The organism is Streptomyces fagopyri, assembly GCF_009498275.1.
GTDB classification, from domain to species: domain Bacteria; phylum Actinomycetota; class Actinomycetes; order Streptomycetales; family Streptomycetaceae; genus Streptomyces; species Streptomyces fagopyri.
This window is the reverse complement of sequence record NZ_CP045643.1, coordinates 5,728,644-5,749,445: the sequence shown is the minus strand read 5'-3', so window position 1 is coordinate 5,749,445 and position 20,802 is coordinate 5,728,644. Positions and strand designations below refer to the sequence as shown.

At 69.1% G+C, this 20,802-nt stretch carries 24 protein-coding genes, 1 tRNA gene and 1 riboswitch; of the genes, 8 read left to right on the top strand and 17 right to left on the bottom strand.

Annotated elements, in window-relative coordinates; all coding sequences use genetic code 11:
- Nucleotides 1–23: 23 nt before the first annotated feature.
- The 3 genes from sugE to GFH48_RS24765 all read right to left on the bottom strand — a co-directional run bounded on the left by sugE (nt 24) and on the right by GFH48_RS24765 (nt 1,230).
- Nucleotides 24–344, bottom strand: a complete 321-nt coding sequence (gene sugE / locus GFH48_RS24775; RefSeq protein ID WP_148008600.1) for a quaternary ammonium compound efflux SMR transporter SugE — start codon at nt 342–344, stop codon at nt 24–26.
- A 30-nt stretch (nt 345–374) separates the two neighbouring features.
- Nucleotides 375–442, bottom strand: a riboswitch (guanidine-III (ykkC-III) riboswitch).
- Between the two features lie 49 nt (nt 443–491).
- Nucleotides 492–794 carry a GroES family chaperonin gene (locus GFH48_RS24770; protein ID WP_052454563.1) on the bottom strand — a complete coding sequence of 101 codons (303 nt, stop codon included), beginning with the start codon at nt 792–794 and terminating at the stop codon, nt 492–494.
- 97 nt (nt 795–891) lie between these two features.
- On the bottom strand, nt 892–1,230 hold the full coding sequence (locus tag GFH48_RS24765; RefSeq protein WP_153290354.1) for a DUF3618 domain-containing protein: 339 nt from the start codon (nt 1,228–1,230) through the stop codon (nt 892–894).
- A 135-nt stretch (nt 1,231–1,365) separates the two neighbouring features.
- On the opposite strand from GFH48_RS24765, the gene bcp reads away from it, so the two are divergent.
- From bcp to GFH48_RS24750, 3 genes are all read left to right on the top strand, one after another.
- Nucleotides 1,366–1,833 (top strand): thioredoxin-dependent thiol peroxidase, encoded by a 468-nt coding sequence (bcp, locus tag GFH48_RS24760; RefSeq protein WP_153290353.1) that lies wholly within the window; start codon nt 1,366–1,368, stop codon nt 1,831–1,833.
- A gap of 208 nt (nt 1,834–2,041) precedes the next feature.
- Nucleotides 2,042–3,094 carry an HNH endonuclease signature motif containing protein gene (locus GFH48_RS24755; protein WP_228120914.1) on the top strand — a complete coding sequence of 351 codons (1,053 nt, stop codon included), beginning with the start codon at nt 2,042–2,044 and terminating at the stop codon, nt 3,092–3,094.
- A gap of 54 nt (nt 3,095–3,148) precedes the next feature.
- A tRNA-Leu gene (locus GFH48_RS24750) sits at nt 3,149–3,235 on the top strand.
- A 49-nt stretch (nt 3,236–3,284) separates the two neighbouring features.
- Here the strand turns inward: GFH48_RS24750 and rdgB are convergent.
- The 4 genes from rdgB to GFH48_RS24730 form a co-directional block, all read right to left on the bottom strand.
- Nucleotides 3,285–3,887 (bottom strand): RdgB/HAM1 family non-canonical purine NTP pyrophosphatase, encoded by a 603-nt coding sequence (gene rdgB / locus GFH48_RS24745; RefSeq protein WP_153290352.1) that lies wholly within the window; start codon nt 3,885–3,887, stop codon nt 3,285–3,287.
- 34 nt (nt 3,888–3,921) lie between these two features.
- Entirely contained in the window at nt 3,922–4,314 is a 393-nt protein-coding gene (locus tag GFH48_RS24740) for a hypothetical protein (RefSeq protein WP_153290351.1), read from the bottom strand.
- Between the two features lie 120 nt (nt 4,315–4,434).
- Nucleotides 4,435–5,169, bottom strand: a complete 735-nt coding sequence (gene rph / locus GFH48_RS24735) for a ribonuclease PH (protein ID WP_153290350.1) — start codon at nt 5,167–5,169, stop codon at nt 4,435–4,437.
- A 90-nt stretch (nt 5,170–5,259) separates the two neighbouring features.
- On the bottom strand, nt 5,260–5,493 hold the full coding sequence (locus GFH48_RS24730) for a glucose PTS transporter subunit EIIB (protein WP_153290349.1): 234 nt from the start codon (nt 5,491–5,493) through the stop codon (nt 5,260–5,262).
- Nucleotides 5,494–5,697: 204 nt separating this feature from the next.
- Between GFH48_RS24730 and GFH48_RS24725 the strand changes: the two genes are divergently transcribed.
- Nucleotides 5,698–6,987: a PTS transporter subunit EIIC gene (locus GFH48_RS24725; protein ID WP_153290348.1), complete on the top strand. Its 1,290-nt coding sequence runs from the start codon at nt 5,698–5,700 to the stop codon at nt 6,985–6,987.
- A 221-nt stretch (nt 6,988–7,208) separates the two neighbouring features.
- A complete protein-coding gene (locus GFH48_RS24720; RefSeq protein ID WP_153290347.1) occupies nt 7,209–8,474 on the top strand; it encodes a PTS transporter subunit EIIC in 1,266 nt (421 codons plus the stop codon).
- A gap of 65 nt (nt 8,475–8,539) precedes the next feature.
- On the opposite strand, the gene GFH48_RS24715 is transcribed toward GFH48_RS24720, so the two are convergent.
- Nucleotides 8,540–9,292, bottom strand: coding sequence for an MBL fold metallo-hydrolase (locus GFH48_RS24715; protein ID WP_153290346.1), 753 nt, complete (start codon nt 9,290–9,292; stop codon nt 8,540–8,542).
- A 260-nt stretch (nt 9,293–9,552) separates the two neighbouring features.
- On the opposite strand from GFH48_RS24715, the gene GFH48_RS24710 reads away from it, so the two are divergent.
- Nucleotides 9,553–10,020 (top strand): type II toxin-antitoxin system PemK/MazF family toxin, encoded by a 468-nt coding sequence (locus tag GFH48_RS24710; RefSeq protein WP_153290345.1) that lies wholly within the window; start codon nt 9,553–9,555, stop codon nt 10,018–10,020.
- Between the two features lie 250 nt (nt 10,021–10,270).
- On the opposite strand, the gene GFH48_RS24705 is transcribed toward GFH48_RS24710, so the two are convergent.
- From GFH48_RS24705 to clpS, 7 genes are all read right to left on the bottom strand, one after another.
- Nucleotides 10,271–11,221, bottom strand: a complete 951-nt coding sequence (locus tag GFH48_RS24705) for a PLP-dependent cysteine synthase family protein (RefSeq protein ID WP_153290344.1) — start codon at nt 11,219–11,221, stop codon at nt 10,271–10,273.
- A 17-nt stretch (nt 11,222–11,238) separates the two neighbouring features.
- Nucleotides 11,239–11,517, bottom strand: coding sequence for a MoaD/ThiS family protein (locus GFH48_RS24700; RefSeq protein WP_153290343.1), 279 nt, complete (start codon nt 11,515–11,517; stop codon nt 11,239–11,241).
- A 146-nt stretch (nt 11,518–11,663) separates the two neighbouring features.
- The gene (locus tag GFH48_RS39940; RefSeq protein ID WP_322747002.1) at nt 11,664–11,765 is read right to left on the bottom strand and encodes a putative leader peptide; all 102 of its coding nucleotides are present in this window, start codon (nt 11,763–11,765) and stop codon (nt 11,664–11,666) included.
- Nucleotides 11,766–11,844: 79 nt separating this feature from the next.
- Nucleotides 11,845–12,267: a Mov34/MPN/PAD-1 family protein gene (locus tag GFH48_RS24695; protein ID WP_153290342.1), complete on the bottom strand. Its 423-nt coding sequence runs from the start codon at nt 12,265–12,267 to the stop codon at nt 11,845–11,847.
- A gap of 109 nt (nt 12,268–12,376) precedes the next feature.
- Nucleotides 12,377–13,837, bottom strand: coding sequence for an amino acid permease (locus GFH48_RS24690; RefSeq protein ID WP_153290341.1), 1,461 nt, complete (start codon nt 13,835–13,837; stop codon nt 12,377–12,379).
- Nucleotides 13,838–14,160: 323 nt separating this feature from the next.
- Nucleotides 14,161–14,766, bottom strand: a complete 606-nt coding sequence (locus tag GFH48_RS24685; RefSeq protein WP_153290340.1) for a DUF2017 domain-containing protein — start codon at nt 14,764–14,766, stop codon at nt 14,161–14,163.
- Between the two features lie 68 nt (nt 14,767–14,834).
- On the bottom strand, nt 14,835–15,152 hold the full coding sequence (gene clpS / locus GFH48_RS24680) for an ATP-dependent Clp protease adapter ClpS (RefSeq protein ID WP_148008615.1): 318 nt from the start codon (nt 15,150–15,152) through the stop codon (nt 14,835–14,837).
- 173 nt (nt 15,153–15,325) lie between these two features.
- On the opposite strand from clpS, the gene GFH48_RS24675 reads away from it, so the two are divergent.
- On the top strand, nt 15,326–16,654 hold the full coding sequence (locus GFH48_RS24675; protein WP_153290339.1) for a nicotinate phosphoribosyltransferase: 1,329 nt from the start codon (nt 15,326–15,328) through the stop codon (nt 16,652–16,654).
- A gap of 355 nt (nt 16,655–17,009) precedes the next feature.
- Nucleotides 17,010–17,594, top strand: coding sequence for an isochorismatase family protein (locus GFH48_RS24670; protein WP_153290338.1), 585 nt, complete (start codon nt 17,010–17,012; stop codon nt 17,592–17,594).
- A 36-nt stretch (nt 17,595–17,630) separates the two neighbouring features.
- On the opposite strand, the gene GFH48_RS24665 is transcribed toward GFH48_RS24670, so the two are convergent.
- Both GFH48_RS24665 and GFH48_RS24660 read right to left on the bottom strand, forming a co-directional pair.
- A complete protein-coding gene (locus GFH48_RS24665) occupies nt 17,631–17,972 on the bottom strand; it encodes a hypothetical protein (RefSeq protein WP_153290337.1) in 342 nt (113 codons plus the stop codon).
- A 121-nt stretch (nt 17,973–18,093) separates the two neighbouring features.
- Nucleotides 18,094–20,442: an immune inhibitor A domain-containing protein gene (locus tag GFH48_RS24660; protein WP_153290336.1), complete on the bottom strand. Its 2,349-nt coding sequence runs from the start codon at nt 20,440–20,442 to the stop codon at nt 18,094–18,096.
- Between the last annotated feature and the right edge of the window lie 360 nt (nt 20,443–20,802).

The window sequence follows — 20,802 nt, the reverse complement described above, 5'->3', positions numbered from 1 at the left end:
CCGCGGACGGGCACCGCGACCGGTCAGTGGCCGGACGTGACCTTCAGCCCGACCACGGCCACCAGCAGCAGACAGACGAAGAAGATCCGGGCGGCGGTCGCCGGCTCACCGAGCACGACCATGCCGAGCACCGCCGCACCGGCCGCGCCGATCCCCACCCACACGCCGTACGCCGTACCGATGGGCAGTGACTTCGCCGCGTACGACAGCAGCACCATGCTCGCGACGACGCCCGCGCCCGTGAGCACGCTCGGCACCAGCCGCGTGAAACCGTCCGTGTACTTCATCCCGATCGACCAGCCGACCTCCAGCAGGCCGGCGACGAGCAGCAGGATCCATGCCATGACAGGCACCTCCGTCCATAAGGCAACAGGGGTGCGTCGTCTTTGCGGGGTCCCGGTACGGCGCGTCTCGTCGGGTCCTTCCAAAGTAGCAAAGCACAGGCAAAAGGGGCTGGTGACCATGGTCACCAGCCCCTCTCGGACCTCGGACTACAGATAGAGGCCGGTCGAGTCCTCGGAACCCTCGAACCGGTCCGCGGCCACGGCGTGCAGATCCCGCTCACGCATCAGCACGTACGCGGTCCCGCGCACCTCGACCTCGGCCCGGTCCTCCGGGTCGTAGAGCACACGGTCGCCCGGCTCCACCGTCCGCACGTTCTGCCCGACCGCGACGACCTCGGCCCAGGCCAGCCGCCGGCCGACCGCCGCCGTCGCGGGGATCAGGATGCCGCCGCCGGAACGCCGCTCGCCCTCGGCGGCGTCCTGCCGCACCAGCACACGGTCGTGCAGCATGCGGATGGGCAACTTGTCCTGGTGGGTGTTCTGCTTGTCCTGATTGGCGCTCACGCCCCGAACCTACCTGCCTTTGAGCCGTCCGTACGCAGCCGGGTCAGCGCTTGCGGCGCCGCGAGCCCACGGCGAGCAGTCCCACCACACCCACCACCACGAGCGCCACCGGCACGATCCGCTCCAGCCTCGGCGCGCCCTCCTCGGTGACCAGTCGGCCCTTCACATCGCCGACGACCCGGTGGACACCCACGTACGCCCGCCCGAGGGTGTGGTCGATGTTCGCGGCGACCTTGGCCTTCGCGTCCCCGACGATCGTCTTCGGGTGCACCCGCACGCCGATCTCGTCCAGCGTCTCCGCCAGGGTTTCGCGGCGGCGCTTGATGTCCGCCTCGATCTGCGCCGGAGTCCTGGTATCCGGCGTTCTCGACGTATCCGACACCGCGCTGCCTCCGTGGTCGTTTTCCGAACTCTGTGCCGCCGACAGTCTGTCAGCTCACGCTGCGGCTCACCCCTCGGCACCCCCATTACGCTCAGTCCGTAGTTCCGTAACCATCCCCGGCCACGTGAGGTACCGATGAGCGAGCGACTCCAGCCCGGCGACACCGCCCCCGCCTTCACCCTGCCCGACGCCGACGGCAACGAGGTCTCCCTCGCCGACCACAAGGGCCGCAAGGTCATCGTCTACTTCTACCCGGCCGCGCTGACCCCCGGCTGCACGAAGCAGGCCTGCGACTTCACGGACAACCTCGACGTCCTCGCGGGCGCGGGATACGACGTCATCGGCGTCTCCCCCGACAAGCCCGCGAAGCTCGCCAAGTTCCGCGAGCAGGAGTCCCTGAAGGTCACCCTGGTCGGCGACCCCGACAAGACCGTCCTGGAGGCCTACGGCGCCTTCGGCGAGAAGAAGCTGTACGGCAAGACGGTCGTCGGCGTCATCCGCTCCACGGTGGTGGTGGACGAGGAGGGCAAGGTCGAACGCGCCCTGTACAACGTGAAGGCGACGGGCCACGTGGCGAAGATCATCAAGGATCTGGGGATCTGAGGCCGTCCGGCCCTCCCGGAGCGCGATCCGCCCGCCAGGAGGCAGGCGCGCCCGCCACGGCGCCCGCCTGCCTCCTCGCCGCCCCGGCCTGCCCTGCCCCGTAAGCCGAGCTCCGACAGTCCCGGAGAACGGGCGTGACTGTCCGATGAGCGGTTCGTTACTCCGTACGAGATCACGAATGTGTGATCGGGGCGGAGGGATGTGGGGCATGGGGGATGCACGGGGACTCGAAGGCAGGACCGCGGACAAGGCCGGGGTCTCGCCCCCGGATCCTTACGCCGGAGACCGGCTCGCACGGGTCGTCGGCGAGGCCCGCGACTGGACGGACCTGATGCGGCGCCTCGGTCTCAGGCCGAGCGGCGGCCGGCGCCGCGTGCTCCAGGAGAAGGCTGTCGCGTACGGACTGGACACCAGCCACTTCGTCAGGCACACCCCGTGGCGGAAGTATCCCGACGCCTCCCTCGCCGAGGCTGTCGCTTCCTCCTCGTCGCTGCGCGAAGTGGCACTGAAGCTGGGCGCGACCCCGGCGACCGGGACTCTGTCCCACCTCCGGCGCCGTATCACGGCGGCGGGCATCGACGTCGCTCACTTCCCGGGCATCAAACGCTCCGAGCCGGATCTCCCCTTCACCATCGAGGAGTTGGAAGAAGCGGCCGCCTCGGCGAACAGTGTGCGCGGCCTGGCCCGCTCACTGGGTGTTCCGGAGGACAGCCGCTCACGCGCCGCACTGGCACGCACGGTGCGCACAGCGGGCGTCGACATCGGGCACTTCTCCCATCGGCGCCTCTCGCTGCCCGAGGACCGGCTGCGCAGCCTCGTAGAGCACTGCACGAGCTACGCCGACGTCATGCGCGGCCTTGGGCTGGAGGTCGACGACAGCAACCACAGACGAATCCGACGCGCGGTAAGCCGCATCGGCCTCGATACAAGCCACTTCAAGCGTCGGAGCTGGGGGCGGCCCGCAGGCCCCGCACCCGCGGAGAGAGCGAGCAAGGTGCTGGTCGTCCTCCCGGAACACGCGGGCCGGACCAACAGGACCCAACTGCATTGGGCCCTGACCGAAATCGGAGTGCCGTACCTGTGCGTGACCTGTGGCAACACCGGTGAGTGGTTGGGCCGGACCATCACTTTGCAGATCGACCACGTCGACGGGAACTGGCGGGACAACCGCAGAGAGAATCTGCGCTACCTGTGCCCGAACTGCCACGCGCTCACGGCCACCTGGTGCAGGAGAAGCGTCCGGGGCCGGGAATCGGCGTGACACAAAACCGCCGCTCGTCGACAAGCTCGCGGCCGGTACGATGGCAGGCGGTTGGCGGCGGTGGCGCAATGGCGACGCAGCAGACTTAGGATCTGTGGCCCGTGAAACGGCTTGAGGGTTCGAATCCCTTCCGCCGCACCACGAACGGCCTGCGAATCGAAAGATCCGCAGGCCGTTTCCGTATGCGCCCTCAGCCCAACAACTCCCGAACCACCGGCACCAGCCCCCGGAACGCCTTCCCCCGGTGGCTGATCGCGTTCTTCTCGTCGGGGGTGAGTTCCGCGCAGGTGCGGGTCTGGCCTTCCGGCTGGAGGACCGGGTCGTAGCCGAAGCCGTTCGTGCCCGCGGGGGTGTGCCGGAGGGTGCCCCTCAGCTGGCCCTCGACCACCCGTTCCGTGCCGTCGGGCAGGGCGAGCGCCGCCGCGCAGGCGAAGTGGGCGCCCCGGTGCGGTTCGTCGATGTCGGAGAGCTGGGCGAGCAGGAGGTCGAGGTTGGCCTTGTCGTCGCCGTGCCGGCCGGCCCAGCGGGCGGAGAAGATGCCGGGCGCGCCGTTCAGGACGTCGACGCAGAGGCCGGAGTCGTCGGCGACGGCGGGCAGGCCGGTGGCCCGGGCGAGGGCGTGGGCCTTGAGGAGGGCGTTCTCGGCGAAGGTGACGCCGGTCTCCCGGACGTCGGGGATCTCCGGGTAGGCCTCCGCGCCGACGAGGTCGTGGGTGAGGCCGGCGTCGGCGAGGATCGCCTTCAGCTCGGTGATCTTTCCGGCGTTGCGGGTGGCGAGGATCAGGCGGGTCATGGCCCTCAGTATCCCCAACGCCCGGGGGTGTCTCCTACGGGGTGCAGACCTTCGTCAGTTCGCCCGCGGCGTCGGTGACGGGGCTGATGTCGGGGGTGTTGTCCCCGTTCCTGACGGCCGTACGGACGTTGTCGACGGCCTTGCCCAGGTCGTCGACGGCCTTGTTGACATCTGTGTTGTCGGTCTTGTCGCCGATCTTGTCGAGGTTCTGCTCTATCGCGTTGAGGGACTGGTCGGTCTGCGTCGGGTCGTTCGCCGCGTTCTCCACGGCCTGTTGGAGGTTGGTGACGCTGTCGGCGATGGCGTCGGCCGTCTGGACGCAGTCCAGGGCCTTGTTGACGGCGTCGCAGCCGACCGCCGCCGGCAGGGCGAGAAGTGCGGCGGTGACGGCGATTGCGGCGGTGCGGCGACGGTGGCGCGCGGCCATGGAACGGTCCCTCCCCGTGGACAGGATGTGGTCGACCCGTGGTGCGGTCGGCCTGCCCCGTGGGGGGCCGGCGGGGCGTACGGCTGGACCGTACGCCCGTACCCCTTAGAACGCGAGGAGTTAACCCACGGTTGCGTCGAGCGCCGCCCGCTGGATCGCCGCGAGTTCGTCGCAGCCGGAGACGGCCAGGTCGAGCAGTGCGTTGAGTTCCTTGCGGTCGAAGGGCTCGGCCTCGGCGGTGCCCTGGACCTCGACGAAGCGGCCGTCGCCGGTGCAGACGACGTTCATGTCGGTGTCGGCCTTGACGTCCTCCTCGTAGCAGAGGTCGAGGAGGGGGACGCCGCCGACGATGCCGACGGAGACGGCGGAGACCGTGCCGGTGAGGGGCTTGCGGCCGGGCTTGACCAGCTTCTTGTTCTGCGCCCAGGTGACGGCGTCGGCGAGCGCGACGTAGGCGCCGGTGATGGCCGCCGTGCGGGTGCCGCCGTCGGCCTGCAGGACGTCGCAGTCGAGGACGATGGTGTTCTCGCCGAGCGCCTTGTAGTCGATGACGGCGCGCAGGGAGCGGCCGATCAGGCGGCTGATCTCGTGGGTGCGGCCGCCGATCCTGCCGCGGACGGACTCGCGGTCGCCGCGGGTGTTGGTGGCGCGCGGGAGCATGGAGTACTCGGCGGTGACCCAGCCTTCGCCGCTGCCCTTGCGCCAGCGCGGGACGCCTTCGGTGACGGAGGCGGTGCAGAACACCTTGGTGTCGCCGAAGGAGACGAGGACGGAGCCCTCGGCGTGCTTGCTCCAGCCGCGCTGGATGGTGATGGGGCGCAGTTGCTCAGGGGTGCGGCCGTCGATTCGAGACATGGCGCTGAGCCTAGCCGTATGCGGTTGAGGGGCTGCCTCCGATGGCGGAAGCAGCCCCTCAGGGGTGAGCCGGGCTCCGGGGAGCGTGGCTCACATCATGTCTTCGATGTCCGCGGCGATGGGGTCGGCGTCGGTGCCGATGACGACCTGGATGGCGGTGCCCATCTTGACGACGCCGTGGGCTCCGGCGGCCTTCAGGGCGGCGTCGTCCACCTTGCTCGGGTCGACGACCTCGGTGCGCAGGCGGGTGATGCAGCCTTCGACTTCTTCGATGTTGTCGATGCCGCCGAGCCCGGCGACGATCTTCTCAGCCTTGGTGGCCATGTCCTACTCCCTGATCCGAACCGCTTTGTCGCAGTAACCCACAGTTGGCCCATCTTCGCGAGCGTTCATGCGGTGTGTACCGAATGATGGCGTTCACGACAGTGCGGCCGTTCGCCGACCGGTCTTCGCCGACCAGTCCACATCCGACTGGTCTACACCAGCTGCCGGACGGTCGCCAAACCCGGCTCCGCCCAAAGGACGCCCATGAGTGCCGACAGCGCCGCCGTACCCGCGCGCGCCCGCTGGAACAACCTGTTCCAGGGGCTGCAGAAGATGGGCCGCAGCCTTCAGCTCCCCATCGCGGTGCTGCCTGCCGCGGGCATTCTCAACCGCTTCGGCCAGCCCGACATGTTCGGCTCGGACGGACTCGGCTGGGACAGCGTCTCCAAGGTCATGAAGGGCGCGGGCGGGGCGCTGCTCGACGGTTCGCTCGGGTTGCCGCTGCTGTTCTGCGTGGGTGTGTCCATCGGCATGGCGAAGAAGGCGGACGGTTCCACCGCGCTCGCGGCGGTCGCGGGGTTCCTCGTCTACTTCGGTGTGCTGCACCAGTTCCCGGAGAGCTGCGCGCAGCAGGCGAAGGTCATCCAGAACATCGGCTGCCAGTTGCCCGACACCTCCGTGACGGCGTTCACGTACCAGAATCCGGGGGTCTTCGGCGGCATCGTCATGGGGTTGCTGACCGCCTATTTCTGGCAGCGGTTCCACCGCACCCGACTGGTGGACTGGCTCGGCTTCTTCAACGGGCGGCGGCTCGTGCCGATCATCATGTCGTTCGTGGCCATCGTGTTCGCGGCGCTGTGTCTGTGGATCTGGCCGCCGATCGGGGACGGTCTGCAGACCTTCAGCGACTGGCTGGTCAGTCTGGGCGCGTGGGGTGCGGGCGTGTTCGGCGTGGCCAACCGGGCGCTGCTGGTGATCGGCCTGCACCAGTTCCTGAACGTGCCCATCTGGTTCCAGTTCGGCAGTTACACGACGCCGGACGGGACGGTGGTGCACGGTGACATCAACATGTTCCTGCAGGGGGACCCGAACGCGGGTCAGTTCACCTCGGGCTTCTTCCCCATCATGATGTTCGCGTTGCCGGCCGCCTGTCTGGCCATGACCCACTGTGCGAAGCCGCATCGCCGCAAGGAGATCGGCGGCATGATGCTCTCCCTCGCGCTGACGTCGTTCGTCACGGGCATCACCGAGCCCATCGAGTACTCGTTCGTGTTCATCGCGCCGGTGCTGTACGCCGTCCACGCGCTGCTCACCGGTGTCTCCATGGCGGTGACCTGGGGGCTGGGCGTGCACGACGGGTTCAGTTTCTCGGCCGGTCTCATCGACTACGTCATCAACTGGAACCTGGCGACGAAGCCGTGGGCGATCATCCCGATCGGGTTGTGCTTCGCCGTCGTGTACTACGTGGTCTTCCGGTTCGCGATCACCAGGTTCGACCTCAGGACGCCGGGGCGGGAGCCGGAGGAGGAGGTCGAGGACCTCACCAAGGCGTAGCTCCCCTCTGCCCGAAGGGCCCACGGACCTGCAGGTCCGTGGGCCCTTCGGCGTGAATGCGGGGGGTATTTCCGGTATGGCCGAGGCCACAAAATCCGTGGGTTCCTGATCCAGCCTTCACCGTGCTACAACAGGTCTACACCACTGAGTGGTGTAGACCACGCCGTCCCCACCCCCCCTTCCTTGTCCCCTGGGCGGCGCCTTGCCCACTGGAGGAAGTTGTGTCCACGGCCAGCGCCGCTCCCGCGGCCGCCAAGAAGAAGGGCTCCGGCGTGATGGCTGTCATGCAGCGCATCGGCCGCAGCCTGATGCTGCCGGTCGCCGTACTGCCCGCCGCCGCGCTCCTGGTGCGGCTCGGCAACACCGACATGCTCGGCCGTCCGTCCTTCCCCACATTCTTCACCAAGATCGCCGGCTTCATGGCGGCCGGTGGCAACGCGATCCTCGACAACATGGCGCTGCTGTTCGCCGTGGGCATCGCGATCGGCTTCGCGAAGAAGTCGGACGGTTCGACGGCGCTCGCGGCGGTGGTCGGCTACCTGGTCTTCAAGAACGTACTGGCGACCTTCACCGACAAGAACCTGCCGAAGGTGGCCACGGCCGTCGACGGCAAGGTGGTCATGATCGACGCGCCGGTGGACGCCAAGGTCCTGGGCGGCGTGGTGATGGGGATAGTCGTCGCCCTGCTCTACCAGAAGTTCTACCGGACCAAGCTGCCGGACTGGGCGGGCTTCTTCGGCGGCCGCCGGCTCGTCCCGATCCTCTCCGCCTTCGCGGGTCTGCTGATCGCCATCGTCTTCGGCTACATCTGGCCGGTCCTCGGCACGGGACTGCACAACTTCGGTGAGAAGCTCGTCGGGTCGGGCGCCGTCGGCGCCGGCATCTTCGGTGTCGCCAACCGTGCGCTGATCCCGATCGGCATGCACCACCTGCTGAACTCCTACCCGTGGTTCCAGGCGGGCGACTACCACGGCAAGAGCGGCGACATCGCGCGCTTCCTGGCGGGCGACCCGAGCGCCGGCCAGTTCATGACCGGCTTCTTCCCGATCATGATGTTCGGCCTGCCGGCCGCGTGCCTCGCGATCGTGCACTGTGCCCGTCCCGAGCGCCGCAAGGTCGTCGGCGGCATGATGCTCTCCATCGCGCTGACCTCGTTCGTCACGGGTGTCACCGAGCCGATCGAGTTCACCTTCATGTTCATCGCGCCGGTCCTGTACGCGGTCCACGCGCTGCTCACCGGTGTCTCCTTGGCTCTGACCTGGGCACTCGGCATGAAGGACGGCTTCGGCTTCTCGGCCGGCGCGGTCGACTTCGGTCTCAACCTCGGCATCGCGAGCAACCCGTGGGGCCTGGTCCTGGTGGGCCTCTGCTTCGCCGTCGTCTACTACGTCGTCTTCCGCTTCGCGATCACGAAGTGGAACCTGCCGACGCCGGGCCGCGAGTCCGACGAGGAACTGGCGGAACTACTCAAGGCCGAGGCCAAGTAGCACCGCCCACGACATGCGAGGGCCCCCGGAGATCACTCCGGGGGCCCTCGCTCGTCGTACCGCCGCTAGATCTCGTACGACATCCGCGGCATCGCCAGATCCGCCGGGCCCGAGTACGCCGTGCGGGCGTCGGCCAGGTTGATCCGGGGGTCCGTCCACGGCGGGATGTGGGTGAGCAGGAGCCGGCGGGCGCCGGCCCGGCTGGCCGTCTCGCCCGCCTCACGCCCGTTGAGATGCAGGTCGGGGATGTTCTCCTTGCCGTGCGTGAACGCGGCCTCGCAGAGGAACAGGTCGGTGTCGCGGGCCAGTTCGTCCAGAGTCCCGGTGACACCCGTGTCCCCGGAGTACGTCAGCGATTTCCCGCCGTGCTCGACACGGATGGCGTACGCCTCCACGGGGTGGCGGACCCGTTCCGTGTGGACGGTGAACGGGCCGATCTCGAACGAGCCCGGCTTGACCGTGTGGAAGTCGAAGACCTCGCTCATCGAGGAGGCGGTGGGAGTGTCCGCGTACGCGGTGGTCAGACGCTGCTCCGTGCCCTCGGGTCCGTAGACGGGGATCGGGTCGCAGCGGCCGCCCTCGTGGCGGTAGTAGCGCGCGACGAAGTACACGCACATGTCGATGCAGTGGTCGGCGTGCAGATGACTGAGGAAGATCGCGTCGAGGTCGTAGAGACCGCAGTGGCGCTGCAGCTCGCCAAGGGCACCATTGCCCATGTCGAGAAGCAGCCGGAAGCCGTCGGCCTCTACGAGGTAGCTCGAGCAGGCCGATTCCGCGGACGGGAACGACCCCGAGCAGCCGACGACGGTGAGCTTCATAAGAGCTGGAACCTCCGCGCTGACAGGAAGTGCAGGGAGTAAGTGCGGTAGGCAACTACTCGGAGCAGATACGGGAAACGGGGGTCGTGCGGTCCGTCGAGCGTAAGGCGCGAAAGGGCGGGTCGCTCCTCCGCCAGGGGCTGTTGTGGGCGAACTCACCTGCGCTGTCACCGGTTCGGATGGACCTTGGGACGAAGGTGGGACGGGCGCGTCGCGCGGGCGGGGGGCGCGGCGGAGTGCGCGCCGGTACCTTCTTTGGTATGGACACGTCCTGGTGGCTCGCGTTGGCGGCCGTGGTGCTGCTCGCGCTCGTCGCGACGCTGGTGGACGGCTGGGGACGCCGTGGGCGCCGGCCCGCCGCGCGAACCCGGCCGCCCGGCCGCCCCGGCCGGCGGCTCGCCGGGGTGCGGCGGGGGACGCGGCCCCGGCCGGCGGAGATCTGGTGGGCGAACGTTCCCTACGAGGACACCGCCGGGGGGAAGGACCGCCCGTGTCTGGTCCTGACGGTGCGGAGGGGACGGGCGACCGTCGCGAAGATCACGAGCAAGTACCACGACGAGCGGGCCGGGGTGATTCCGCTGCCGCCCGGGGCGGTCGGTGACGCGCACGGGCGGGCGAGTTTCCTGGAGACGGATGAGCTGCGCGAGGTGTCCGTCCGGGAGTTCCGGCGGCGGGTAGGGGTGGTCGATCCGGTCCTGTGGGACCAGGTCCGCCACCTCGCCGACTGACGGTTCTCGCCCCCGCCGCCCTTACCCGGCCCATCCCCCGGGGGCTCCGCCCCCTGGACCCTGTCGGCCTGAACGGCCTCGTCCTCGAACGCCGGACGGGCTGGAGACGCGGGCGCGCACCCTCAGCCCGTCCGGCGTTCGAGGACGAGTCCTTCGGGCGATGCGGGGGTCCAGGGGGCGGAGCCCCCAGGCAGAGGACGGGTCGGGTAGGGGTAGGGGCGGCGGGGGCGAGAAGAAGACGGGGTCACCCCTACGCCCAGAGCTGTCCCTGGAGCGTGGCGATGGCCTCCTCCGTCGTCGCGGCGGTGTAGACCCCCGTCGACAGGTACTTCCAGCCCCCGTCGGCGACGACGAAGACGATGTCGGCGCTCTCACCCGCGGCGAGCGCCTTGCGGCCGACGCCGATCGCGGCGTGCAGCGCGGCCCCGGTGGAGACGCCCGCGAAGATGCCCTCCTGCTGGAGCAGCTCCCGGGTGCGGGTGACCGCGTCGGCGGAGCCCACGGAGAAACGGGTGGTCAGGACGGACGCGTCGTACAGCTCGGGCACGAAGCCCTCGTCCAGGTTGCGCAGCCCGTACACCAGGTCGTCGTAGCGCGGCTCCGCCGCGACGATCTTCACGTCCGGTTTGTTCTCCCGGAGGAAGCGTCCGACGCCCATCAGGGTGCCGGTGGTGCCGAGGCCCGCCACGAAGTGGGTGACGGAGGGGAGGTCGGCGAGGATCTCCGGCCCGGTCGTCGCGTAGTGCGCTCCCGCGTTGTCGGGGTTCCCGTACTGGTACAGCATCACCCAGTCGGGGTGCTCGGCCGACAGTTCCTTCGCGACGCGCACGGCGGTGTTGGAGCCGCCGGCCGCGGGGCTCGGGATGATCTCCGCGCCCCACATGCCGAGCAGATCACGCCGTTCCCGCGAGGTGTTCTCGGGCATCACGCACACCATGCGGTAGCCCTTGAGCTTCGCCGCCATCGCCAGCGAGATGCCCGTGTTGCCCGAGGTCGGTTCGAGGATGGTGCAGCCGGGTGTCAGGCGGCCGTCCTTCTCCGCCTGTTCGATCATGTGCAGGGCGGGCCGGTCCTTGACCGAGCCGGTGGGGTTGCGGTCCTCCAGCTTGGCCCAGATGCGGACGTCCGCGGACGGCGAGAGCCGCGGCAGGCGCACCAGAGGGGTGTTGCCCACCGCGGCGAGCGGGGAGTCGTAGCGCATGGGTGACCAGCGGCCGATCAGGCCATGCCGCCGGCCACGGCCGGCAGGATCGTCACGTTGTCGCCGTCGGTGAGCTTGGTGTCGATGCCGTCGAGGAAGCGGACGTCCTCGTCGTTGAGATAGACGTTGACGAAGCGCCGCAGCCGGCCGTCGTCGACGATGCGTGCCTGGATGCCCGCGTGCCGGGTCTCGAGGTCGGCGAAGAGATCGGCGAGGGTCTCCCCGCCGCCCTCGACGGCCTTCTCGCCGTCGGTGTAGGTACGGAGGATGGTGGGGATGCGGACCTCGATGGCCATGGGTTCGGGCTCCTGTCGGAAGGAAGTCGGTCGGTGGGCGCGCGACAGCGCGGACAAGCATGGGGTACGCCGGTTGCGGATCCCCGAAGCCCTCGGCTTCGCTCGGGGTGGTGGCCCCGATGACTCACGGCCGTACGGCGGCGGGATCAGCGCGTACAGATGGCGCTCTGCAGCCTGCACAGATCGACGTGCAGCCGCGCCACGAGCAGCGTGCCCGGCGTCTTCTCGCTCACGTCCTGGGAAACCATGGGCTCATCGTATCGATTCCCGCCCTGGATTCCCGAGTGTGATCTCGCATTCCGGACACTTTTGGGCCGGAGAGTGAGATCAGTAGGCCTCTACGACCTTGACCTCCTCCTCGGTCACCTCGCCCTCCAGGATCCGGTACGAACGGAACTGGAAGGGGCCGGCGTCGTCGGCGTCCGCGGTCGAGACGAGGACGTAGTGCGCGCCGGGTTCGTTGGCGTAGGAGATGTCCGTGCGGGAGGGGTACGCCTCGGTCGCCGTGTGGGAGTGGTAGATGATCACCGGCTCCTCGTCGCGGTCGTCCATCTCGCGGTACAGCTTCAGCAGATCACCCGAGTCGAACTCGTAGAAGGTGGGCGAGCGGGCGGCGTTGAGCATGGGGATGAAGCGCTCGGGGCGGCCCGCGCCCGCCGGGCCCGCGACGACGCCGCACGCCTCGTCGGGGTGGTCCTGTCGCGCGTGCGCGACGATCTGGTCGACGAGGGCCTGAGTGATGGTCAGCATGTCGGCCAGGATAAGCAGACGGGCCGCCCCGTACCGAAGGGCGGTACGGGGCGGCCCGGATGCCGGACGTCCGAGCGGCGGCCCGTGCGGGCCGGACGTCCGCGGCCGGTCAGCCGACCTTCTCGAAGGTGGCCTCGCGGCGCTCGGTGACCTGCGGGTTGCGTGCCTTGAGGACGAACCAGCCCACAGCCAGCGCGACGGCCCACACGGCCATCACGTAGAGGCAGATGCGGGAGTCGGCGTCGTAGGCGATCAGGCCCGTGACGAAGAGGAGGAACACGACCGCGACCCAGCTGCACTTCGCGCCGCCCGGGGCCGGGAAGGACGAGGCCGGCAGGCGTCCGGCGTCGACCGCGCGGCGGTAGAGGATGTGGCTGACCAGGATCATCAGCCAGGTCCAGATGCCGGCCGCGGTGGCCACCGAGGTGACGTAGCCGAAGGCCTTCTCCGGGACGACGTAGTTCAGGATCACGCCGATGCCCATGAAGAGCACGGAGACCGTGATGCCGAAGGCCGGGGTCTTGGTCGAGGAGAGCTTGTTGAAGACCCTGGGCGCCTCACCGTTGTCGGCGAGGGTGCGCAGCATGCGGCCCGTGGAGTACATGCCGGAGTTGCAGGAGGACAGGGCGGCGGTGAGCACCACGAAGTTGACGATGCCCGCGCCGGCCGGGATGCCGATCTTCGCGAAGGCTTCCACGAAGGGGCTGACGCCGGGGGCGAACTCCGTCCACTTGACGACGCAGAGGATGACCGTGAGCGCGCCGACGTAGAAGAGGGCGATGCGCCACGGGAGGGTGTTGATGGCCTTGGGGAGCGTCTTCTCGGGGTTCTCGGACTCGCCCGCGGTGACGCCGACCAGCTCGACGGCGAGGTAGGCGAACATGACGCCCTGCAGGGTCATCAGGGACGAGCCGATGCCCTTGGGGAAGAAGCCGTCGAACTGCCAGAGGTTGGCGACGGAGGCGGTGTCACCGGCGGAGCTGAAGCCGAAGGTGAGCACGCCGAGGCCGATGACGATCATGCCGATCAGTGCGGTGACCTTGACCATCGAGAACCAGAACTCGATCTCGCCGAAGAGCTTCACCGAGATCAGGTTCGCCACGAAGAGGACGACCAGGAACACCAGTGCGGTCACCCATTGGGGAACCGCCGGGAACCAGTAGTGGACGTAGATCGCGGCGGCGGTCAGCTCGGACATGCCCGTGACCACCCACATCAGCCAGTACGTCCAGCCGGTGAAATAGCCGAAGAACGGGCCGAGGAACTCGCGGGAGTACTCCGCGAAGGACCCGGAGACCGGGCGGTAGAGGAGCAGCTCGCCGAGCGCGCGCATGATGAAGAAGATGATCACGCCGGCGAGGGCGTACATGAGGATGAGGCTGGGGCCGGCCTTGGCGATGTTCGCCCCGGCGACGAGGAAGAGACCGACGCCGATGGCGCCGCCGATCGCGATCATCTGGACCTGGCGGCTTCCGAGCCCTCGCTCGTACCCCTCTTCGGGCGTATCGCCGCCCACGGCCTCACTGCCGGCACGTGGCTCGTCGGTCCTGTCGACCTGCGATGACGTCATGTGTGATGCGCCTTTCTCCATTCCGTTCCGAGCCAGTCCCCCTGGCCTCGGACCGGATTCCGATCCCCCCGGATTGATGGAGCGTGTGCCTGGCCGGCGATCCGCCGGCTCGGTGGCGCACCCGACCGGACGTGGGTGGTGTCCTGTCGGGCGGTCGTGAAGATCTATCACGACCGCAACGGGCGGGGCGGGCGGCGCGTGTTGTGCACACCACAGGGAGAAGCGGACAAAAAGAGCACGGCCCGCCATTGCGGGCCGCGAGGGTGACGCGATCGTTATCCGGATTTGAGCGTCCTCTGAGCGGACGCCCATATGCGGAGGGATCAGGACATGAGGGTCTCGACGAGCGTCTCCTGGAGACCGCCCAGCCAGAGGTACGCCATCACCATCGGCTTGCGCGGGTCCTCGTCGGGAAGGCGGTAGAGGAGGTCGGTGTCCTCCTCGTCGACGACGTCGAGCCGGGCGCCGATCGCCAGCCGCAGGTCGTTGAGCGTGCGCAGCCACGACCCGGACTCCGGGACGGAGAGCTTGAGGACCGCGCCGCCGTCGCCCGCCGTGGTGAGCGCGTCGAGGCAGCGGATCACCACGAGGGCGTTCTCACGCTTGCCCGCGCGCAGGTCGTTCTCGGTGAAGCGGCGGAACTCGGAGGAGTACGCCCGCTGCTCCTCGGCCTGCTCCGGCGAGGAGGCCTCGACGTCGGGGCCGCCGTAGGCGTCCGGGAAGAGTCGCCGCAGCACCGGGTCGGAGGGCGGCTCGCTGGGGCCCTCCGCGAACAGTTCCGCGAGCGGGTCGTCGGGGGCGTCCTCCGCGGGACCGGGACCGATGAGCTCCAGGAGCTGCACGGCGAGGGAGCGGATGATGGAGATCTCGACCTCGTCGAGCGCGACGGCCGCGCCGCCGTCGGGGAGCGGTTCGAAGTGTCCTGGCATGGAGTGAGTTCGCTACTTCCGGTCCTGCTCGCGGTTTCGGGGCTTCTCGGTGGTCCGGTGTGGTCCGGCTACTTCCGGTCCTGCTGAAGGGTGGCCCACAGACCGTAGCCGTGCATCGCCTGCACGTCGCGTTCCATCTCCTCGCGCGTGCCGCTGGAGACGACCGCCCGGCCTTTGTGGTGGACGTCGAGCATGAGCTTGGTGGCCTTGTCCTTGGTGTACCCGAAGTACGTCTGGAAGACATACGTCACGTAGCTCATGAGGTTGACCGGGTCGTTGTGCACGATCGTGACCCAGGGAACGTCCGGCTCGGGCACGGCGAAGACCTCCTCCGCCGACTCGGTCTTTTCGGTCTCTAGGGGTGCGGGAGCCGTCACACGGCCCATGCTGCCACCACAAGGGGGTGCCCGCACAAACGGGCCCCGCAAACCGGACCCATAAATCGTCAGAGTGACGAGATGGGGGTACCATCCCGTGCTACGCGGCGAATCCGGGGGACGATCCCCGGCTCCCCGGCACCGTGCCGGGGACACCGAGCGATGAGTGCGAGGAGAGCACAGTGAATCCAGCGGACCTCGGACTGCCGGTGGACGTGCCCTCGACGGCGCTCTTCACCGACCAGTACGAGCTGACGATGCTGCGGGCCGCGCTGGCCGCCGGCACCGCCGAGCGGCACTCGGTCTTCGAGGTCTTCACCCGGCGGCTGCCCGAGGGGCGCCGCTACGGCGTCGTGGCGGGCACCGGGCGGGTCCTCGACGCCGTCGAGAACTTCCGTTTCGACGCCGACGTCCTCGGCTTCCTGCGCGAGCGGGCCATAGTGGACGAGCCGACCCTGGAGTGGCTCGCCTCGTACCGTTTCCGCGGGGACATCTGGGGCTATCCCGAGGGCGAGGTGTACTTCCCGGGCTCCCCCGTCCTGCGGGTCGAAGGGTCCTTCGCGGAGTGCGTGCTCCTGGAGACGGTGATCCTCTCGATCCTCAACCACGACTCGGCGATCGCGGCCGCCGCCTCCCGGATGTCCTCCGCCGCCGGCGAACGCCCGCTGATCGAGATGGGTGCCCGGCGCACCCACGAGCTGGCCGCGGTCGCCGCCGCGCGGGCCGCGTACGTGGGCGGTTTCACGACCACCTCCGACCTCGCGGCCGGATTCCGCTACGGCATCCCGACCGTGGGAACCTCCGCGCACGCCTTCACCCTCCTGCACGACCGCGAGCGGGACGCCTTCCAGGCCCAGGTGAACTCGCTCGGCCGGGGCACCACCCTGCTCGTGGACACCTACGACGTCGCCGAGGCGGTACGGACGGCCGTCGAGATCGCCGGGCCCGAGCTCGGGGCGGTACGGATCGACTCCGGGGACCTGCTGCTGGTCGCGCACCGGGTCCGGCAGCAGCTGGACGAGCTGGGAGCGACCGCGACGAAGATCGTCGTGACCTCGGACCTGGACGAGTACGCGATCGCCTCGCTGGCGGCGGCGCCGGTGGACGCGTACGGCGTCGGCACCCAGCTGGTGACCGGTTCCGGGCACCCCACCTGCTCGATGGTCTACAAACTGGTCGCCCGCGCCGAGTCGGCGGACCCGAAGGCTCCGCTGGAGCCCGTGGCCAAGAGGTCGACCGGGGGCAAGACCTCCATCGGCGGGCGCAAGTGGGCGGCGCGGCGGCGCGACGAGCGCGGGTTCGCCGAGGCCGAGGTGATCGGGACCGGACCGGTGCCCGGCGGCCTCGCCGACCAGCAGCTCCTGGTCGAGCTGGTCAAGGGCGGCCAGGTCGTCTCCCGGGAGCCGCTCGACGCGGCCCGCGACCGGCACGCCGCCGCCCGCGCCCGCCTGCCGCTCTCGGCGACCCAGCTGTCGCGCGGGGAAGCGGTCATTCCCACGGAGTACGTCTGAGCGGTCCCACGCGGTACGTCCGAGAAGGACTACGCGTGCGTCGAGAAGTCGTCCGCGCGGCGGCGTCGCCGCGACGGCGCCCGGCTCCGCCGCCGCGGACACACCCGATACGCCCAGGGTGCGCCGGGGTGTGCGCGGGCAACGCCGTGGCGGCACCCGGCTTCTTCGGCCGCCCCCGGGCAAACACGAATGAACGGGCGGTCAGCGGGAATGCAACGGCAGCACGCACGAGCACGGCCGTCGGGGCCGACAGCAGTGATCCAACCCCTCCCGCGCCGCACGTGAAGTCTCCAGGCGGGCCCGACAGGCCGGGCCCGCATCCCTCCACCGAACCCACAGTCGAAGGACACCGACCATGCGCCGCGCCTTGATCGTCGTAGACGTGCAGAACGACTTCTGCGAGGGAGGCAGCCTCGCCGTGGCCGGGGGCGCCGACGTGGCCGCCGCCATCACGGAGCTGATCGGGCAGGCGCCCGCCGGCTACCGGCATGTCGTCGCCACCCGTGACCTGCACATCGCCCCCGGCGGCCACTTCGCCGACAACCCCGACTACGTCCACTCCTGGCCCGCGCACTGCGTGGCCGGCACCGAGGGGGTGGGGTTCCATCCGAACTTCGCGCCGGTGGTCGCCTCCGGCGCGATCGACGCCGTCTTCGACAAGGGCGCGTACGCGGCGGCCTACAGCGGATTCGAGGGCGCGGACGAGAACGGGGTCTCGCTGGGCGACTGGCTGCGGGCCCGCGAGATCGACGAGGTGGACGTGGTGGGCATCGCGACCGACCACTGTGTGCGGGCCACCGCGCTGGACGCGGTGCGCGACGGTTTCCGTACGCAGGTACTGCTCGACCTCACGGCCGGGGTGTCCGAGGCGACCACGGAGCGGGCGCTGGAGGAACTGCGGGGAGCGGGTGTCGAACTGACCGGCAAGCCCGTCGTCTGAGGGCCGGGCCGCCCGGTCTTCGGGGATGTGCCTGTCTCACGCCTGGGGAGCCGGGCGTCTCAGGAGCGCTCTGATCGGGTGCCAGAGCTCCTGGGACGGGACCGGGCAGGCGACGCCGGTGTCGGGGGCCGTGCGCCATATCAGGCCGTCGGGATGGTGCAGGACGGCGGTGATCTCGTCCGGGGTGGGCGGCGCCCCGTTGCCGCGGAGGTAGACGGCCCGCAGACCCAGATTGCGCAGGCGGGTCAGGGCGCGGGCCCGGTTCTGGGCCAGCACCAGGAACCGTACGCAGCCCTGGGCCGAGCCCTGTGGGCTGGGCAGGTTCAGCGCCACCACCACACTGCCGTTCGGCAGCTTGCAGAAACCTCCTGCGGCCATGCAGTCACACCCCAGTGCGTCCCGGTGTCAATAAGAAATCCACAGGACGCACCTAAACACGATCGGCCGTAACCCGCCAGGGGGTCACGGCCGATCATGCTCTGACCTGCTAAAACGTCGCTTACTTCTTCGACGGGCCCACGAGGAGCGTGATCGTCGAGCCGTCCTTGGGCTCCTTCACGATCCTGATCTTGGTGTTGGTGTCAGTGACCTTGACACCACCCGTGGGGTTCGCCGCGTCGTAGTAGGAGTTCCGGCCGTCGTCGAAGACGGAGACCCCCTTCTGCGACTTGATCTTCAGCGCGACGTCGGCGTTGTGGAGCTTGAGCGCGTCCGTCGGGTAGGTGCTGAAGGTCGAGTCGAAGGTCTGGATCTTGTTCCGGAGGATCGTTCCGTCGGTCCACTTCAGGGCCGTCGGGTGCGCGTCCACCGGCAGGATCAGACCCGCGCCCGGGTGGGCGCTGGTGTTGTCGTCCGCCTGGGAGGTGTCCCACTTCCAGATCAGCAGACCGTTCTGGTACGGGTAGTGCTCGACCCAGTCCGGACGCGTCGTCGAGAAGCCGAAGTTGTACGGGCCGACCTGGAGGGTCTTGTCGTACGAGACGTACTGGCGGTTCTCGGCGATGTAGTACTGCGCGTACTCGTCCGAGAAGGAGGCGCCGATCCGGGAGAACCCGGCGGCGGTCCACGCGGCGTCCGCGCTCTCCGCGTTGTCGGAGAACAGCGGCGTGCCGTCGGCGGTCACGGTGATCTCGTCGGCCGTGAAGCCCTTCAACGCCACGCCACCGTCGCTCTGGTAGCGGAAGCGCAGCGAGATCTTCTTGCCCGCGTAGGCGTCGAGCGGGTACGCCAGCTTCTTGTACGCGTCCACGGAGCCGGTCAGCGCGGGCTTGCCGCTGCCGTCGCGCGGGATCGCGGCGCCGTCCACCGTACCGTCGAGAGCGGTCCAGTTGGCGCCGCCGTCGGTGGACACCTCGGTGTAGAGGTAGTCGTAGTCCTGCTCGATGTCGTACCAGCCGTCGAGCGTCAGCGTCGCCGCGGACTTCCCGGTGAGGTCGACCGAACGGGTCAGCGTGTTCTTGAGGTCGTTGCCGCTGCCGCTCCACCACTGGGTCGCGCCCTGCGCGGGCGTGACGACCGTGGTGGTGACTTCCTTGTCCGGCAGCGAGACCACGAGGGCCTGCCGGTTCTTCGTGTTGTACTCGGCGACGCCCAGCTTGTGTTCCGACGTGACGCCGGCCTTGGCCCGGTCGTAGTCGAGCCAGCCGAGCTGCAGCTTGTCCCAGGCGTTCATGTCGCCGGGCAGGTCACCGATGGCGTTCTTGCCGGTGCCGAGCCAGGAACCGGCCGACATCAGCGTCCAGAAACCGGTGCCGTTCTCGCCGCCGCCGGAGGTGTCGTACTCGTCCGGGAGGCCGAGGTCGTGCCCGTACTCGTGGGCGTAGACGCCGAGTCCGCCGTTCTCCGGCTGGATGGTGTAGTCGCCGACCCAGATGCCGGTGTCGCCGATCGCGGCGCCGCCGAGCTTGTTGCCGACCGGGCCGGTCGCGCCGGCGTCGGTGCCGAACGCGTACCAGCGGTGGGCCCAGATCGCGTCCTCGCCCTGCGCCCCGCCGCCCGCGGACTCGTCCTCACCGGCGTGCACGATCTGGAAGTGGTCGATGTAGCCGTCGGGCTCGTTGAAGTTGCCGTCGCCGTCGTAGTCGTAACGGTCCCACTGGTCGTACTGGGCGAGGTCCGCCTTGATGGCGGCGTCGGACTTGCCGGCCGCCTTCTGGTCGGCGACCCAGGCGGTGACGCCGTCCTGGACCGCGTACCAGGCGCCGGTGGACGCCTTGTTGGAGCCGTAACGGGCCTCGTTGTAGGGGACCTTGACCCAGTCGGTGACCTCGCCGTCGACCGAGTACCGGCCCGAGGACTCCTTCTCGTAGTACTTCTTCAGCGACTCGGAGTTCTTGCCGGTGCCGAAGTAGAGGTCCTGGAAGTGCTTCTGGTTGTAGTCCGCCTGCCAGGCCGTGCTGTTGTCCTTGGCACGGTCGGGCGCGGCTATCTTGTTGTGCAGCGGGCCGGCGGTGCCGCCGTAGCGGCTGTCGACCTGGTCGCCGAACTCGACGAGGATCGTGAAGATCCGGTCGGTCTTCTCGCGGCCGAGCTCGACGTACTTGCTCTTGCCCTTGTTCTTGCCCTTGAGCTGGACGACGCGCGAACCGTTGCGGTCCTGCACCTTGGCGTCGCCGGATATGACCTGGTCCAGGGCTTCTTTGCGCTGTGCGTCCTGGGTCTTGCTGAGCGGGCCGTCGAGGTCGTGGTCGACCTTGTTCCTGGCCGGCTGCGGATCGTGGCGCTCCACGGTCGCCGACGACGACGCACCGTCGGCCTGCGCAACGGCGAACGTCGAGAACGTGGCGGTGGCCGCCGCGAGGGCGACGCCCACCGCGGCTGCTCTGAACGTCCATGGTCTGCTGGTCACTTGAAATCCTCCCCCGCGTCCGTCCGCGCGGATGGGGGGATCCCGGTGTCATGGAGCTCCGCGCGCGTATACGCGTGTCAAGTGACGACATTCGACCGGAGTTACCAAAGAAAAGACAGATCTTGACTTGCACAAGTCAACTGCACTATATGGGAGCGCTCGTTCGGTATCCGAACCGCCCGAAGTGCCCCCAACGGGCGCGTCCGCACGTCCACTTGATGGACGCGATGACTCCGTGCGCCCCCTGTGCACCGGCACCGTGGGTTAGGTCACGCTTACCGGGCGTTCCAGTCGGGCATGCAGGCGAATAGAGTCGATTGGCGCGACGCCGGACCGTCCACGGATTGACAGGTCGACAGC